The sequence below is a fragment of the Methylocystis sp. S23 genome, from assembly GCF_054106005.1.
Genome location: NZ_CM134185.1, coordinates 3,139,550 through 3,154,662, shown reverse-complemented (window position 1 = coordinate 3,154,662; position 15,113 = coordinate 3,139,550). Strand labels below are relative to the sequence as shown.

18 protein-coding genes are annotated in these 15,113 nt (G+C 65.4%); 10 read left to right on the top strand and 8 right to left on the bottom strand.

The genetic code is table 11. The annotated features are described in order from the left end of the window. Positions 1-230 precede the first annotated feature (230 nt). The gene (locus tag ACV7JP_RS15455; protein ID WP_457796549.1) at positions 231-1,013 is read left to right on the top strand and encodes a sulfite exporter TauE/SafE family protein; all 783 of its coding nucleotides are present in this window, start codon (positions 231-233) and stop codon (positions 1,011-1,013) included. Positions 1,014-1,297: 284 nt separating this feature from the next. Here the strand turns inward: ACV7JP_RS15455 and ACV7JP_RS15450 are convergent, their stop codons facing one another. Further along, positions 1,298-1,531 (bottom strand): hypothetical protein, encoded by a 234-nt coding sequence (locus ACV7JP_RS15450; RefSeq protein WP_457796548.1) that lies wholly within the window; start codon positions 1,529-1,531, stop codon positions 1,298-1,300. A gap of 440 nt (positions 1,532-1,971) precedes the next feature. Here ACV7JP_RS15450 and ACV7JP_RS15445 point away from each other — a divergent pair, with 440 nt between their 5' ends. After that, on the top strand, positions 1,972-2,271 hold the full coding sequence (locus tag ACV7JP_RS15445) for a putative quinol monooxygenase (protein ID WP_457796547.1): 300 nt from the start codon (positions 1,972-1,974) through the stop codon (positions 2,269-2,271). Positions 2,272-2,438: 167 nt separating this feature from the next. Here ACV7JP_RS15445 and ACV7JP_RS15440 read toward each other — a convergent pair whose 3' ends face one another. Both ACV7JP_RS15440 and ACV7JP_RS15435 read right to left on the bottom strand, forming a co-directional pair. After that, positions 2,439-2,705: a hypothetical protein gene (locus ACV7JP_RS15440; RefSeq protein WP_457796546.1), complete on the bottom strand. Its 267-nt coding sequence runs from the start codon at positions 2,703-2,705 to the stop codon at positions 2,439-2,441. Positions 2,706-2,885: 180 nt separating this feature from the next. Beyond that, positions 2,886-4,463: an ATP-binding protein gene (locus tag ACV7JP_RS15435; RefSeq protein WP_457796545.1), complete on the bottom strand. Its 1,578-nt coding sequence runs from the start codon at positions 4,461-4,463 to the stop codon at positions 2,886-2,888. Positions 4,464-4,831: 368 nt separating this feature from the next. On the opposite strand from ACV7JP_RS15435, the gene ACV7JP_RS15430 reads away from it, so the two are divergent. Continuing rightward, on the top strand, positions 4,832-5,134 hold the full coding sequence (locus ACV7JP_RS15430; RefSeq protein ID WP_457796544.1) for a hypothetical protein: 303 nt from the start codon (positions 4,832-4,834) through the stop codon (positions 5,132-5,134). Positions 5,135-5,272: 138 nt separating this feature from the next. Here the strand turns inward: ACV7JP_RS15430 and ACV7JP_RS15425 are convergent, their stop codons facing one another. Beyond that, the gene (locus ACV7JP_RS15425) at positions 5,273-5,617 is read right to left on the bottom strand and encodes a hypothetical protein (RefSeq protein ID WP_457796543.1); all 345 of its coding nucleotides are present in this window, start codon (positions 5,615-5,617) and stop codon (positions 5,273-5,275) included. Positions 5,618-5,858: 241 nt separating this feature from the next. Here ACV7JP_RS15425 and proB point away from each other — a divergent pair, with 241 nt between their 5' ends. Then, entirely contained in the window at positions 5,859-6,989 is a 1,131-nt protein-coding gene (proB, locus tag ACV7JP_RS15420; RefSeq protein ID WP_457796542.1) for a glutamate 5-kinase, read from the top strand. Between the two features lie 40 nt (positions 6,990-7,029). Here the strand turns inward: proB and ACV7JP_RS15415 are convergent, their stop codons facing one another. Then, positions 7,030-8,151: an acyltransferase family protein gene (locus ACV7JP_RS15415; protein ID WP_457796541.1), complete on the bottom strand. Its 1,122-nt coding sequence runs from the start codon at positions 8,149-8,151 to the stop codon at positions 7,030-7,032. A gap of 103 nt (positions 8,152-8,254) precedes the next feature. On the opposite strand from ACV7JP_RS15415, the gene ruvC reads away from it, so the two are divergent. From ruvC to ACV7JP_RS15400, 3 genes are all read left to right on the top strand, one after another. Continuing rightward, positions 8,255-8,761 carry a crossover junction endodeoxyribonuclease RuvC gene (gene ruvC / locus ACV7JP_RS15410; RefSeq protein ID WP_457796540.1) on the top strand — a complete coding sequence of 169 codons (507 nt, stop codon included), beginning with the start codon at positions 8,255-8,257 and terminating at the stop codon, positions 8,759-8,761. After that, positions 8,758-9,378 carry a Holliday junction branch migration protein RuvA gene (gene ruvA / locus ACV7JP_RS15405; protein WP_457796539.1) on the top strand — a complete coding sequence of 207 codons (621 nt, stop codon included), beginning with the start codon at positions 8,758-8,760 and terminating at the stop codon, positions 9,376-9,378. The genes ruvC and ruvA overlap by 4 nt, the downstream gene beginning before the upstream one ends. A gap of 167 nt (positions 9,379-9,545) precedes the next feature. Next, on the top strand, positions 9,546-10,118 hold the full coding sequence (locus ACV7JP_RS15400; protein ID WP_457796538.1) for a methyltransferase family protein: 573 nt from the start codon (positions 9,546-9,548) through the stop codon (positions 10,116-10,118). A 27-nt stretch (positions 10,119-10,145) separates the two neighbouring features. Here ACV7JP_RS15400 and ACV7JP_RS15395 read toward each other — a convergent pair whose 3' ends face one another. The 3 genes from ACV7JP_RS15395 to ACV7JP_RS15385 all read right to left on the bottom strand — a co-directional run bounded on the left by ACV7JP_RS15395 (position 10,146) and on the right by ACV7JP_RS15385 (position 11,272). Continuing rightward, on the bottom strand, positions 10,146-10,580 hold the full coding sequence (locus tag ACV7JP_RS15395; RefSeq protein WP_457796537.1) for a hypothetical protein: 435 nt from the start codon (positions 10,578-10,580) through the stop codon (positions 10,146-10,148). A gap of 105 nt (positions 10,581-10,685) precedes the next feature. Next, positions 10,686-11,102 carry a Uma2 family endonuclease gene (locus ACV7JP_RS15390; protein WP_457796536.1) on the bottom strand — a complete coding sequence of 139 codons (417 nt, stop codon included), beginning with the start codon at positions 11,100-11,102 and terminating at the stop codon, positions 10,686-10,688. After that, positions 11,099-11,272 (bottom strand): hypothetical protein, encoded by a 174-nt coding sequence (locus tag ACV7JP_RS15385; protein ID WP_457796535.1) that lies wholly within the window; start codon positions 11,270-11,272, stop codon positions 11,099-11,101. The genes ACV7JP_RS15390 and ACV7JP_RS15385 overlap by 4 nt, the downstream gene beginning before the upstream one ends. Positions 11,273-11,332: 60 nt before the next feature. Here ACV7JP_RS15385 and ruvB point away from each other — a divergent pair, with 60 nt between their 5' ends. The 3 genes from ruvB to ACV7JP_RS15370 all read left to right on the top strand — a co-directional run bounded on the left by ruvB (position 11,333) and on the right by ACV7JP_RS15370 (position 14,943). Then, entirely contained in the window at positions 11,333-12,373 is a 1,041-nt protein-coding gene (gene ruvB, locus ACV7JP_RS15380) for a Holliday junction branch migration DNA helicase RuvB (RefSeq protein ID WP_457796534.1), read from the top strand. A gap of 117 nt (positions 12,374-12,490) precedes the next feature. Then, positions 12,491-12,796: a hypothetical protein gene (locus tag ACV7JP_RS15375; protein WP_457796533.1), complete on the top strand. Its 306-nt coding sequence runs from the start codon at positions 12,491-12,493 to the stop codon at positions 12,794-12,796. 599 nt (positions 12,797-13,395) lie between these two features. Next, positions 13,396-14,943, top strand: coding sequence for a PepSY domain-containing protein (locus ACV7JP_RS15370; RefSeq protein ID WP_457796532.1), 1,548 nt, complete (start codon positions 13,396-13,398; stop codon positions 14,941-14,943). The last annotated feature ends 170 nt before the right edge of the window (positions 14,944-15,113 follow it).

The following is a 15,113-nucleotide window of genomic DNA, read 5'->3' as shown; positions in this document are numbered from 1 at the left end:
GCGTCAGGTCATTACGTGACGGCCGCGCGCCAGCGGGAGGCGTCACCGCCCCATTCCGCTCGCCTGATGCCGCAGCCGGTCCGGCCAGACGTCTTCCGGCCGCCGGTCGCAGACCGTGCAGCGTAAGCGCCGGCGCAGCGACGGGACTTCGATCGATCGGCGAGCGCTATTCTCCACGCTGGCCCGCAATATGGCGCGTTCCATGCAGAGATGAAAAAAAGGGGCCGGACGTGCGGGACAATAAGGCCGCGGCATTCGGCGGCGGCGCGGTTATCGGAACCCTCGGCGGCCTTATCGGCCTTGGCGGGGCTGAATTTCGCCTCCCCCTGCTTATCGGCGCTTTCCGTTTCCCCGCACTCGAAGCGGTCATCGTCAACAAAGCGACAAGCCTTGTCGTCGTCGCATCGGCGCTGCCCTTTCGGACCGCCGCCGTGCCATTTGGGGAAGTCGCCGCCCATTGGTCGATCATCCTCAACCTTCTCGCGGGAAGCCTCCTCGGCGCATGGTTTGGAGCAGGATGGGCAACCCGCCTGAAATCCGCGACCCTCTACCGCGTGATCGCTGTCCTGCTCGTGTGCATCGCAGCCCTGCTGCTGTTGGGCCACGATCAGCGCGCGGGCGGGCAAGCTCTCGCAAGCGGCAATCTCCAGCTCGTCGCGGGAGTCGCCGCGGGGTTCACCATTGGGGTGGTAGCCTCGCTTCTCGGCGTTGCGGGAGGCGAGCTGCTTATTCCGACCCTCGTCCTGCTGTTCGGCGTGGATATCAAACTCGCGGGAAGCCTCTCGCTCGCAGTCAGTCTGCCGACGATGATTGTGGGTTTCACCCGCTACAGCCGCGACCGTAGTTTCGCGGTCTTGGGACAAAGCCGCTCCTTTGTGCTCGTCATGGCGCTCGGCTCTATCGTCGGGGCGTTCATCGGCGGGCGGCTGCTCGGCATTGTGCCGAGCGCAATTTTGCTCCCGCTGCTGGCCGCCATCCTCACTATTTCCGCCGTCAAAGTCTGGGGACATTGAGGCAAAGACGCCCCGCCGTTACATCCATGGTCGGGGCGCGCAGGCGGGCCTGTGAGCGAGCCGCGCCCGCCCGCAAGATCGGGCAACTTCCACACATGCGGGTTGAAGGGGAGCAACGCCGCTCTAACTTGTGGAATCTGAGGCGCGATCAGCGCCTTCACCCTTCCCAGGGGTGTTATGCGCCCAGCCCGGCCCCAAAAGGACCGGGCTTTGCTTTTTTGGAAGCGCCGCGAAGTTGAAGCAGCGATCAGGCCGAGAAGAAGCGATCCAAGCTCCCGTCATGTTTAAGACGGAGAGCCGGAGCCCAATAATTTTCTTATTTCCGCCAGTTCGTCCGCGATTCTCTGCAAAGGATCGCTTAGGTCGAGCGACACGCCGACCACGGTTTTGCAGTAGGGGCAGGTCGCCACGACGCCATGCCAAAAGTTGCCCGCGAACTGATCGCCAACCACCATTTTTTTCGCATCCAGTTTTGAGAGTTCAACCTCACAGTGAGGGCATTTCGGCTTGGTAAACATTCAAGAAAGCTCCAGACACATTCTGGAAACAAACGCGTATCTGATTCGCACTGCGCCGGAAAGACGCTTCATTCTAAACCGCTGAACTACCAAAGAAATTTGAAGAGTCTGATCACATGGCGCGATCGAAATCCAGCTTTCTTTCCATTGGCGAGCGCCGGACCCGGGCGCCTCGGCCGTCTAACGCTTTCGCAGGATGAAGTAAGCCGCGAGCGCCGCGAGTGCGACATATAACAGGACAAGTCCGACGCCGGTCATGACACCCTCCCTTGCCGCTTATGTTGGAGGTAGGACTCGGAAAGAAGGGTTCCAGCTCCCCTCCAGCGCTTCCCGCTTCAGCTAAACGCCCCCGCGCCTGCCGGCGTAAGGGCCGTCGTGGAAACAAAATGATTTGATGCGAATCTATAAGGCGTGAATCCAAGGTCAGAGGAGCGCGCGCAATGATCAAGTTTGCAATATTGGCGACGCTGGAAGCGAAAATCGGCAAGGAGCACGAGGTCGCCGCTTTCTTGAAGGCGGCGCTGCCGCTGGTGGAAGCCGAGCCGGGAACGGTCGCATGGTTCGCCGTCCGGATGTCGCCCACCACCTTCGGGATATTCGACGTCTTTCATGAAGAGGCGGATAGAAACGCCCACCTCGCCGGCGAAGTGGCGAAAGCGCTTATGGCGAAGGCGCCGGATCTCTTCTCGCTGCCGCCGAAAATCGAGAAGCTTGACGTGCTGGCCTCGAAGCCGGCCTGAAAAAAAGCGGGAACGCCGCGCGCGCCTCGCCGCCGGGGCGCTTCGCTTGCACGGGCGTTCCATCCCGGCCAGCCCGAGCCGGCCGCGCATCCTGCAGGCGGCCGGCTCGAAGTCGGCGCCGCAAGACGAAATGACTGGCAGCGGCGCCGACCGCGGCGCTCCGACGGTCAATGCAGCAGTTTGGCGATCTGCTTTGCCAGAAGCTCGGCCTGCCGCCGGGTCAACCGGATTCGAAGCTGCACTTCAAAGCTCGGCAAATGGCCGGCGAATACGGAAAAAAGCAGGATGATCGCGTCATCGTCCGCCGTCTCGACGGCCGGCTCGGCTCGCAGCTCCAGAAGAAAGGGAGGCGCGCCCTGGAAAACAACAGTGCCCATCAGAGTCTCCAAAGTATCAATCCTCAAGCCGCCGTTGGCGAGGCGGAACAAAGCCATTGGCGTGTAGCAACGAGATTTCTAGCGTCGGCGGCGAGTCGATCAATCGGGGCGCTGGCGATCTTGCGCGTTCCGACGCCGCGCGCCGCGCTTTTTCCAAAACTCGGCGAAGCGATTCGCGCCGAGCGAACTCGCGTGGGCGCAAATCACGGCCCCAGCTTCCCCGAAGCCAAACCCCGATCATTCCGGCAGGACCGGATTTTTCAGAAGCGCCTGCACTCTTTCGGCCAATTCCTCGAGGGTGAAGGGCTTGCGCAGCACCTCCACATTCGGCGCCATCTTCAGCCTTTCCAGCGATTTCCCGGCGTAGCCCGTTATGAGCAGGATGGGGAGATTCGGTCGCTCGGCGCGCGCGGCTTCGCCCAACTGGCTTCCGCTGACGCCGGGCAGGCCGACATCCGTGATCAGCAGATCGAAGGGCTCGCCGCTTTCGAGCGCTTTCAGTCCGGCCGTCCCGTCCCCGGCCTCAACGACCGCGCTTCCCATCTGCTCAAGCGTTTCGACGATCTGCGCGCGGACTTCGGCCTGATCCTCCACCACGAGAATCCTGCCTTCATGCGCCGGATAGTCCGAGCCGGGCGGCTCCGCGACCGGCGGCTCCTCGACCGCCGGATGCGGCGGCGGCTCCTGCCCCGGCAGGAAAATGCGCACGCTGGTTCCCTTGCCGGGCTCGCTTTCGATCCGAACGACTCCGCCCGACTGCTTGACGAAACCGTAAATCTGCGACAGGCCCAGCCCTGTTCCCTGCCCGGTCGACTTGGTGGTGAAGAAGGGCTCGAAAACGCGGCTGAGCACCTCCGGCTCCATTCCGGCGCCGCTATCGGCCACCTCGATTTCAACATAATTGCCCGGCTGCAAATCGGGGTCGCGCTGGTCGGCCGTGATCTGCCGATCCGCGGTCGAGATTCTGAGATTGCCGCCTTGCGGCATCGCGTCACGGGCGTTGATCGCGAGATTCAGCAATGCGCTCTCGAGCTGGGACGGGTCGCAATTCACTACCCACCGGCCGTCGCCCAGGCGCATTTCCAGCTCAATTCCCGGACCCAGGGACCTGCGCAGCATATCCTCCATGCCGACGACGAGCTTGTCGGGCTCGATCACCCGAGGCAGCAATGTCTGGCGGCGGGAAAAGGCCAGCATCCGGTTTATGAGGCTGGAGGCGTTATTGGACGCCTTTCTTATGGCGGCGACGGCGGGCATGATCTCATTGCCGCGCCCACGTGAAAGCTGGTGCTCGATCACGCTCAGAGAGCCAACGATGACTTGAAGCAGATTGTTGAAGTCGTGCGCGATGCCTCCGGTCAGTTGCCCGATCGACTCCATTTTCTGCGCATGCGCCAGCCGCTCCTCGCTTTCGAGCAGCGCGGCGTTGGCCTCGCGCAACTGGGCCTCCGACGGAAGCGCGAGAAACTTCGGCAGCGTCCACCAAAGCGCGACGGCGGTGGAAACCGAAGCCAGAGCCGTCGCCGCCTTAACCGCTCCCTGGAGGCCGTAAAGCGGTGACCAGAGAGTCAACAGATCGAGCCAATGAGTGGTGCCGCAGAGAAGGATGAAGGCCGCGAACAGCCACAGCATCGGCCGATAAACGAGATCGCCGCGCCGTCTACCGACGACGAGCAGCGTGAGGGGAATAGAAAAATAGGCGAGAGCGATCGCGGCGTCAGAAACGGCGTAAAGCCATATGAGCCCCGGCTCCCATAAAAGACAATAGCCATGCGGCGCCAGGTCGGACGACCCAAAGATCCACGCTGACAGCATATGAAGCACTCCTGCGGGACGCACTCATAACTCCCGCACCAAAATCGGGCCTATCCCCGCTCCGGCGTTTCTCCATGCGGCGCCCGGCGGCTTTCGCCGCGCCCCCGGCGGAGAGGATTTAATACAGAACGCGAAAAACTAAGACAAACAGAAAGCAAGTCCAAACGAACACGGTCGCGAACGGCTTATGACCTAGGCTTTACTTTAACGCCGGCGAAGTTTCCGTCCGTCTCGGACGGCGCCCGGCGGAGAGGCGAGCGGCAAGGGAGGCCGCCATCTCCCATTGTCTCGGCCGCGCTTGCAGCCTTTCGGGACGCTGCCTATCCTTCGTGAGCGTCGCATGGCGTTTTGCCGACACGGAGGCAATCGTGAAAAAACTCGCCCTTTTCCTTGCCTTTACTTTCGGGCTTTCCTTCCAGTCGCTTGCCCAGGCCCCACAGGACTCCGCTGAGACTCCCGCCGTTCCGCCGCCGGCCCCGGATTGCGCGGCGAAGGCGGCCGAAAAGAAGCTCGCCGGCGCCGCTCTCGCGAGCTTCCTGAAGAAATGCGAGCGCGACGCCGCCACGAATTCCTGCGCAGCCGCGGCCGTGGAGAAGAAGCTCAAGGGCGCCGCCAAATCGAGCTTTACGAAGAAATGCGTGAAGGACGCAACCGCGAAGAAACCGGAGTAACGCCGGCTCCGTCCGATTATCATTGCGAGGAGGAGGCGACGACGCAATCCGGAGCGGCTATCGCGGCCTCTGGATCGCTTCGCCTGCGGCTTGCAATGACGTTCGGAGCGTCGTGGCGAAACCATCAGGCGGAACGGCCTATTCGCAATAGTCGATGGCGAACGCCCGGTCGGTGAAGGCGTCCGTATATGTGACCTGCCTCCGACCGGAGAGGGTTACGATTATGTGCGAATCCAGCAATTTGCCGGAGGCCGTCACCTGGCGGTCGCCTTTCCGGTCCTCTACGGATTCGATCGCATAGACGTCGACGCGATCGTCGTCCCTGATGACGAGCGCCGCATTCTTCGCGTCGATGCTCACCCGATAGGGAGCGGCATAGACATTGTCGCCATGCCGGCAGGCGAGCGTGATCGGACCGGCCTGCGCCGCCCCCGCCACGACGATCGTCGCCGCCGCCATTAAAAGCGCCCCCCGATATGTCACGCCGTCTCTCCCTTTTCCGCCCGGGACCCCTCCGATTCCCCGCCGATTATCCATGCGGTTTGTGACGGCGTCGAGCGGCTGGCCCGGCGATCGTCGACTCCGCGCGATCGCCGGATGAATTTCGTGACGCGGATCGTCGCGGAGATCGGGCGAGGCGCCCATTTGCCCTCCCCGCCCCCATGGGCTAACTCTCGCCTCCTCTTTGAATCGCCCTCAGCGAATCGCCCTCAGCCCGTTCGCAATGACCCATCGCGCTCCCGACATCGCCTCCTTCCGCCGTATCGTCGTCAAGGTCGGCTCGAGCCTCCTCGTCGATCCCACGGCGGCGGCGGTGAAAGGCCGGTGGCTGACCCGGCTCGCGGACGACATCGCCGCGCTCCATCGCGGCGGCGCGGATGTGCTGGTCGTTTCCTCCGGCGCGGTGGCGCTGGGGCGGAGCGTGCTTGGCTTCCCGCATGGCGCCCTCCCGCTCGAAGACTCGCAGGCCTCCGCCGCCGTCGGCCAGATCGCGCTCGCCCGGCTCTGGGCCGAGGCGCTGCACGAACGCGGGCTCGTCGCCGGACAGGTGCTCGTCACCTTCGGCGACACGGAGGAGCGCCGCCGCTACCTCTATGCGCGCGAATGTCTCAACCGCCTGCTGTCGCTGCGCGCCGTGCCGGTGATCAACGAGAACGACACGGTGGCGACGGCGGAAATCCGTTATGGCGACAACGACCGGCTCGCCGCCCGCGTCGCGACCATGGCGAGCGCGGATCTGCTGGTGCTCCTCTCGGATGTCGACGGCCTCTACACCGCCCCGCCCGCCTTAGACCCCAATGCGCGGCATCTTCCCGTCGTGCCGCGCGTCACGGCGGAGATCGAGGCCATGGCGGGCGGCGCGGCCTCGCAATATTCGCGCGGCGGGATGCGCACCAAGATCGAGGCGGCGAAGATCGCCACCACCGGCGGCGCCCATATGGTCATCGCCGACGGCCGCGCCGAGGCGCCGATCGAGCGGATCCGCAAGGGCGAGCGCTGCACCTGGTTCCTCACGCCCTCGAATCCCGTGACGGCGCGCAAGAAATGGATCGCCGGCTCGCTCGAGCCCAAGGGCGCCGTGCATATCGACGAAGGCGCCGAAAGAGCGCTGCGCGCCGGCAAGAGCCTGCTCCCCGCCGGCGTCACGCGCGTCGAGGGCGCCTTCGCGCGCGGCGATTGCATCGTCATCCGCAACCATCTCGGCGGCGAGATCGGGCGCGGCCTGGTGACCTATGATCTGCTCGACGCGGCGAAGCTTGTGCGCCGCTCGACGAAGGAGATCGAGGGGCTCCTGGGCTATACGGGTCCGGACGAGATCATTCACCGGGACGACATGGCGCTGGCGGGAGAGTGAGAGCCTCCGCCATGGCCCGTCCCGGCCGTCCGACAAGCGCCTAGCCCTCGCCATGCGCGGCGCGCTCTTCCCGGATCAGCGGCGCGCCATGCGCGGCCCCGTTCAGCCGGGCCTTCAGATTCAGAAAAGGCGCCTCCACCCAGCGATGGGACAAAGTCGCCAGCGCGAGGGAGGCGGGCGTCACGATCGCGAATTCGACGAGGTCTCGCATGAACCCTGTCGGCGCGCCGGCCCAGGCGAGATCGCTCGTCTCATGCGCCCAATAGGAAATCGGCAGATGCACGATGTAAAGCGCGTAGGAAATCTTGCCGAGGAAACGCAAGGGCGCCGTCTCCAATAGCTGCACCGGCCGGGAGGAAGGCGCGGCGAGCGTCGCTTTCAACAGCGTCGCCATGGCGCCGGCCGAGGCCGCGACGAGCAGGACATAGGGAAGCCGAACGACTCCGGCGCGCTCCAGCATCGGATAGGCGGCAAGGAAGAACGTCGCCGCCAGCGCCGCGACGACGGCGAAAGGCCTTGCGAGAAAGCCGCCTTGGCCGGGCCTCGAGATCGCCAGCAGGCCGCCGGCGGCCATGAAGACGAAGCCGGTCGAGGGCGCGGTATAGAGCGTCGCCTGCTCGAAGCCGGCGGCCGCGAGCGCAACGCCGACGGCGAAGCACGCGCCGATCGCGGCGACAAAGAACCGCCCATGCCAGCGGCTGGGCAAAGCGAGGAGCAACGGCGCGAAGAACACATAATATTGCTGCTCGACGGCGAGACTCCATGTGTGGGTGAAGTCCTGCCAGGCATGGGTTGCGAAGCCGATCAGGAAATTCTGCGCATAGAGCAGATACCAGAGGAGATGGTCGAGCGTCTGGCTCTGGAACAGCAAGCCGTCGAACGGCAGGAACGCCGCGAGCCAGAAGTAATAGGCGGGGAAGATGCGCAGCGCCCTTTGAGTCCAGAATAGGCCGAGCGCCGCTCGGCGGCTGGCGCCGCCGGCCTCGATCTCGCGGCGCATGCGCGCCAGAATGCCGGTGATGAGAAAGCCCGACAGCGCGAAGAACAGGAAGACCGAGAGGCCGCCAATATCCGTGCCCTTCAGGGCCGTGTGATGGAGGATCACGAGGAAGGCCGCGAGGCCGCGCAGCCCGTCCAGGCCTGGATAGCGTTTGTCTGACAAGTCTCGGTCCGGCGCTCACGGCGAAGATCACGCATCCGACGCCACAAACTTGGCCGCTATGGGGCGGCTAGCCTCGCCGGCCCCGCTGCGCCTAACCTGCGGCATGTCCGCGCCACCGATTCGCATCCTCGGCATCGACCCCGGCCTCAGAAACACGGGCTGGGGCGTGATCGAGTCCCAGGGCTCGCGCCTGTCCTTCGTGGCTTGCGGGCGCGTGAAATCGGACGGCGCGCTCGACATGGGCAACCGGCTGCGGCAGCTTCACGAGGGTCTCATGCAGATCATCGCGGAGCACCGGCCCGACGAGGCGGCGGTGGAGGAGACCTTCGTCAATCGCGACCCGCAATCGACGCTCAAGCTCGGCCAGGCGCGCGGGATCGCGCTGATGGCGCCGGCGCTGGCCGGCCTTGTCATCGCCGAATATGCCGCAAACCTCGTGAAAAAGACCGTGGTCGGCGCGGGCCACGCCGAGAAGGCGCAGATCCAGATGATGGTGCGCGTGCTGCTGCCGACGAGCCAGGCCGCCAGCGCCGACGCCGCCGACGCGCTCGCGGTCGCCATCTGCCACGCCCAGCATCGCGGCGCGCGGGCGCTGAAGGCCGCCCTATGATCGGGAAGCTCAAGGGCCTTATCGACAGCTATGGCGAGGATTTCGTCATCCTCGACGTCAACGGCGTCGGCTATGTCGTGCATTGCTCCGGCCGCACGCTGCAGAAGCTGCCGCGCCCCGGCGAGGCGGCGGCGCTTTCCATCGAGACGCAGGTGCGCGAGGATTCGATCAAGCTTTTCGGCTTTGCGAGCGAGGCCGAGCGCGATTGGTTCCGCCTGTTGCAGACCGTGCAGGGCGTCGGCTCCAAGGTGGCGCTCGGCATCCTCTCCATCCTCTCGGCGAGCGAACTCGGCTCGGCCATCGCGGCGCAGGACAAGGCGATGGTGGCGCGCGCGCCGGGCGTCGGGCCGAAGCTCGCCGCCCGTATCGTCGCGGAGCTCAAGGACAAGGCGCCCGCCTTCGGCTCGATCGACCCGCTGGCGACGAAGCTTGCGGGCGAGGACGAACAGGCCAACGCCCCGTCCGCCGTGCGCGACGCCATTTCGGCCTTGGTCAATCTCGGCTATGGCCGGCCCCAGGCGGCGGCGGCCGTCGCCGCCAGCGTGAAGGCGCTGGGCGAAGGGACGGAGACCGGCGCGCTGATCCGGCAAGGGCTCAAGGAGCTGGCGAAGACGTAGCCGGCCGCCCGCCCGTCATTGCGAGCGGAGCGAAGCAATCCAGAGCCACGCCGCGGCCCTGGATTGCTTCGCCTTCGGCTCGCAACGACGGGGAAAGCCCGGCCGCTTCCACAAGTTTAACCCCCGGGGGCTAAGATTCCGGCCTCAAAGCCGTTGCGGAGTTTCTCATGAGCTTGTCCGCCGACAATAAAGGCTCGTCCATTCTGGGCTTCATCGCGCGGCGCATCCGTCAGGACCTGCAATTTTCGCGCATCTTCCTCGTCGATTTCGCCGCCTCCGCTTCTTACGCGGCGGCGACTCTCCTTCTCCTCAGCCTCGCCGATCCAACGGAAGGCGGCGCCCGCGCGCTGATCCTCGCGGCGCTGGGCTGGGTCTTCTTCTTCGTGCTGAAAATCCTGCTCGTCGTCTATCTTGAGAAGCGCGGCGGCGACGCACGCGAATTCGTGGGCTCGGAGACGCTCGTCACGAGCGGCGTCTACGCCCTCTCCCGCAATCCCGTCTATGTGATGTCGCTCCTCCAGAGCCTCTGCTGGTCCCTTGGCCTCGTCGGCCTGGGCGTAAATGGCCAACCTTACGCCTTCCTCGCCTACGCCGCCGCGCCCGCCCTGCTCTATGGCCATTGGCGGGGCATGGACCGCCTCATCGTGCCGCATGAGGAGGCGGCGCTGCGCGCCCGGCATCCGGACGAATTCGCGGCCTATTGCGCGCGGGTGAACCGCTGGTTCGGGCGACGGGTCTGAGGGCGGCGGCGCGCGGCTCCCTTTGTCCTATTCGACGTGGACATTGACCCGTTTCATGCGGACCTCTCCGTCCGGGAAGACAATCTGGAACACGAAAGCGTCGTCGCCGACGAAACCACGCGCCGGGCGATAGCGAATGGTCGTTCCGGAAAGCGGCCGGTCGTTGCAATGAGCATAGGGCTCGCCCTCCCCGAAGGCGATCTCGCCACGTTGCTTGACGATCGCAACCCGTCCATAGCGTGGGCTCTCCAGCACCCGGGCGCGCGAGTCGCCGGTCTTGCGGCATCCGGCGGAAGTGGTGGAAAACGGCCCGAGAAAAACGCCGCCGTCGCGTTCGACCTGCGTGTCGACGGTTTCATAGGCGTCGCCGCTCAGCAATTCGCCGGTAGCGGCCAGGGCCGGACCCGCGGCCAGAAAAGCGAAACCCACAGCCAGATAACGGCCGGTGACGATCAAACGCATCTTTGCCCCCCATATAGCTAGGCGTTTCCAACGCATCGAGAGCAAGGTAATCGACAGCGGTCCGCCGGGGCGTTTGCCGGCGCACAGGATAAGCAGAGGCGCGCTTCAGGCTTCGAGGACGTCCCGGTAAACGTCGGCGAGCGACATTTCGAATGTGATTGCCGGCAGGCGCAAAATGTCCGACGCGGCGCCGAGCCTCGGCCGCTCGAAGAAACCTTCGCCTTCGGCCCGGTCGAAGACGTCGACCGCGAAATAGTCCCGCTCCACCAGCACGTAATGCTGAAGCGACGGCAGGCGGCGGTAGAGCCCCCATTTCTCCCAGCGGTCGCGCTGCGCCGAGCCCTTGGAGACGACCTCGACCAGCACGACCGGATCGTCGATCGACGTCGCGTCAAGCGGCAGGGGGCCGCAGCGGACCATGACGTCCGGGAAACAGGCGAGATCGAGCGGCCGATCCTTGAGCCAGAACGTCTCCTGGAACGGCCGGCAGTCCGATCCGCGACGCCGGAAGTCGGTCATCATCGCCGTGCGATGTTCTGGCAGACGCGGTTATGCTGCCACCGCGCGCCGACCATCATGCGCACGACCCGGCCGCCGATCAGCTCCCACTTTTCATCGGCGGGCTTGTCGGCCAGAAGTTCCTCGAAATCGTCGAGGGACATATACTCATATTGCGAGGACGGGCGATTCACGGCGCGGCTCCGTTTGGCGAAGAATAGCATAGCGCGCGCGCCGGCGCATTGGAGCGATCCTTGACCACCCCTCCCCGGCGGCTCGTCAGCCCTGAACAGCGCGACGACGACACGGATTCGAGCCTGCGGCCGCTGACGCTCGCCGATTTCACCGGCCAGGAGGCGGCGCGGGCCAATCTCAAGGTGTTCATCGAAGCGGCCAAGACGCGCGCCGACGCGTTGGACCATGTGCTGCTCGTCGGCCCGCCGGGGCTCGGCAAGACGACGCTCGCTCAAATCGTGGCGCGCGAGCTCGGCGTCAATTTCCGCTCCACCTCCGGTCCCGTGATCGCCAAGGCGGGCGATCTCGCCGCGCAGCTCACCAATCTCGAGCCGCGCGACGTGCTGTTCATCGACGAAATCCACCGCCTCAACCCGGCCGTGGAGGAAATCCTCTATCCGGCGATGGAGGACTTCCAGCTCGACCTCATCATCGGCGAAGGCCCGGCGGCGCGCTCGGTGAAGATCGACCTTGCGAAATTCACCCTCGTCGGCGCCACGACCCGCGCGGGGCTTTTGACGACGCCGCTGCGCGACCGTTTCGGCATTCCGGTGCGGCTGAATTTCTATACGCCGGAAGAGCTGGAGCTGATCGTCAAGCGCGGCGCGCGCGTGCTCGGCGTCGGCATGAAGGATGAAGGCGCCCGCGAGATCGCGCGCCGCTCGCGCGGCACGCCCCGCATCGCCGGCCGCCTGCTGCGCCGGGTGCGCGACTTCGCCGTTGTGGAGGGAATCGCGACCATCACGCGGGAGTTGGCCGATCGTTCGCTGTCGCTGCTGGAGGTCGACTCCATCGGCCTCGACATCATGGACCGGCGCTATCTCAATATGGTCGCCGTGAATTTCGGCGGCGGGCCGGTCGGGATCGAAACCATCGCCGCCGCGCTTTCGGAGCCGCGCGACGCGATCGAGGACATTATCGAGCCCTATCTGCTGCAGCAGGGATTCTTGCAGCGCACCCCGCGCGGACGCCTGCTGACGCCCCACGCTTTCCGGCATCTGGGGCTTGCAGAGCCGGCGCGGCCGGCGGGACAATTCGGGTTGTTCGGGGAGGAGGACTGATGGCGCCGCCGTCCGCGACAAATCTCCCGCTTGACGTCGCCCACGGCCCGGCTAATTTCGCGCGGCTGCTCTCCCTCTGAGCAGATCCTACAATGAGCAAAAATTAGGCAGGGCGGAATGATCCAGGAATTCCAATATAAGGGCGAAACCTTCCGCGTGAATGCGCATGGCGTCGCGGGTCACGAGGAAGTGTTCATCATCCATCTCGTCGACGGCGAGGAGATGGGCGAAATCTCCATCGACCGCATGACCGAGGAAAACGACACCTCCGCGCCGATCGAGGCGATCTGCGTCATGCTTTGCGACAAGCTCATCGCCGAGCAGGAGATCGACTGCGCCGCCCCTGACGCCGGCTTCGTCTGGGTGGAAGGCAATCGCGTGCGCCGCGTCCTTCCCAGCAACACCGGCGTCGCCGCCCAGTGACCGGGGCGACCGCGCGAAGGCCGCGCGCGAGCGAATCCCTCCCCTTTACGGGGAGGGTGGCCCCGCCATAGGGCGTCTGTAAAGACGCCCGCCGCAAGCGACGGGCTACGGCAGGGCCGGGTGGAATAAGGCCCCCATCAATATAGCGGCGGCGCGAACCCCTCCCGGCGGTCCGCGACCGCCGACCTCCCCGTAAAGGGTAGGCATTGGGCCGCAGGGCGATCGGGTGAGGACGACAATCCTCGCCCTCATGCTGAGGAGCCGCCAAAAGCGGCGTCTCGAAGCATGAGGAGGCTCCGCAGGAGCCGTCTCGAAGCACGAGGGCGAGCGCCAGATTTCAGGAAATGAAGGTTTCTTCGTCCTTCGAGACGCGAGCTTCGCTCGCTCCTCAGGATGAGGAAACCTTCAACCGATCGCCCCGTATTGGGCGGCCAAGCCCATTGACTAATTTCATACCTATAAAGTAGGAATACTCTTCTCGCCAGCGGCGCGGCCTTTTCCCCACCAGCGGCGGCGTCCTTTCAATTGCGCAAGCGAATCCCTCCGTCGCCCGGCGTCAGAGGCGGGTGTGTTCGCTATGCCCGATATCGGATTTGATCATGCCGCAGCTTCTCTTCATCCATCGCTGGATCGGCGTCGTTCTCGCCGTCTTCATGCTGGGCTGGTTCGGTTCCGGCCTCATCATCGCGAATAGCGGCGGGCTGGGCATGTCACGCGAGCGGCAATTGGCGCATGCCGAGAGCCTCTCGCCGGAGGCGTCATGGCTCTCGCTCGGCCAGGCGCTGGAGAAGAGCGCGGCGGCGCGCGCCAAGCCGTCCGGCGGCGGGGCGGACGCAGTCGCCGAAGCGCGCCTTGTCCGCCGGGCCGGCGCGCCGTTCTGGCTTGTCGAAAACGATTCCGGCCGGCGCATCGCCATTTCGGCCGTCGACGGGCGCGTGAAGAACTTCTCCATCGAGGAGGCCCCGCGCCTCGCTCATGACTGGCTCGCCGTCGACGGTCCGGTTCCGGCGGTCGCTTACGTCGATACGATCGACGCCGCTCCGGGCCTGCGAAACGCCGAGGGACTCAAGCCCTTCCATCGCGTCTCCGTCGCCGACGGCGCCGGAACGATCCTGATCCTTTCCGCGAAAAGCGGCGAGGTCTTGCAGGCCGCCACGCGCCTCTCGCGCGCCGTCAACTACGCCGGCAACTGGCTCCACCTTTTCCGCCCGCTCGATTTTCTCGGCGCCGGCGACTATCGGCGCAGCGCTTTGACCTATGCCGGCCTCTTCGCCTTTGTCGGCGCGCTCACGGGCGTCGTCATCGGCTGGATCAAATGGAAGCCGGGCTTCTTCGGCCGCCCGACCTATGCGCGCGGCCGCACGCAGCCTTATCGCGAGACCTGGCTCAAATATCATTTCTGGGCCGGCCTCGTCGGCGGGACATTTGCGGTCATTTGGGCGGGAAGCGGCTTTTTGTCGACGAATCCGGGCGAGATTTTCTCGCCCGCGACGCCGAGCCGCGAAGAGCTCGCCCGCTATCGCGGCGGCGATCTGCCGAGCATCGTCAAGGATTGGCGCCCCGCCACGGCCGTCGGCCTGGGCGCGGAAACGGTCGAGCTGCGCTGGAGCCGTCTCGGCGAGGAGGCCGCGCTCCTGGCCTATGCCAGGGACGGCGCGCGCATGCCTGTCGCGACAGCCGGCGGCGTGGAGAAATTCGCGGACGACGCGCTCGTCGCCGCCGTCCAACGCCTCGCGGGAGACAAACCAGTCGCGTCGGTCGAGACCCTTCGCGACTATGACAGCTATTACTTTGCGGGGCACGGACAGGGGCGCGCCGAGCGGCCGCTGCCCGCGCTGCGGGTCGATCTCGCCGACCCCGGCAAGACCTCCGTCTATCTCGATCCGCAGGACGGAAGGCTGCTTTTACGGGTCGACAACAGCCGGCGCGCCTATCGCTGGCTCTATTCCGCCGTCCATCATTGGGATTTCGGCTGGTTTCGGGAACATCACGCCGCGCGCCGAGTCTGGATCGTGGCCTGGGCCGGACTCGGCCTCGTCCTTGCGACGAGCGCGATCGTTCTGGCCTGGCGGCGCCTGCGGCGCACCCTGCCGGAGCGCGCGCCGCAGCCCGAAAAGTCGCGGAGCCCGTCGCCCGCGCGCGCTTGAATTTCCGTGGCGCGCTTACGCCGTCGCCAATATTTCCGACGAACCTCTATCCTTAGGCGACGCGGCGAAATGAGGCGTCTCCTTCTCCCCGCTTGCGGGGAGAAGGTTGAGGTGAGGGCGAGGGATCGTCGCAAACTCTATTGATAAGCGGGAATTTGCCGGCGTTCAGA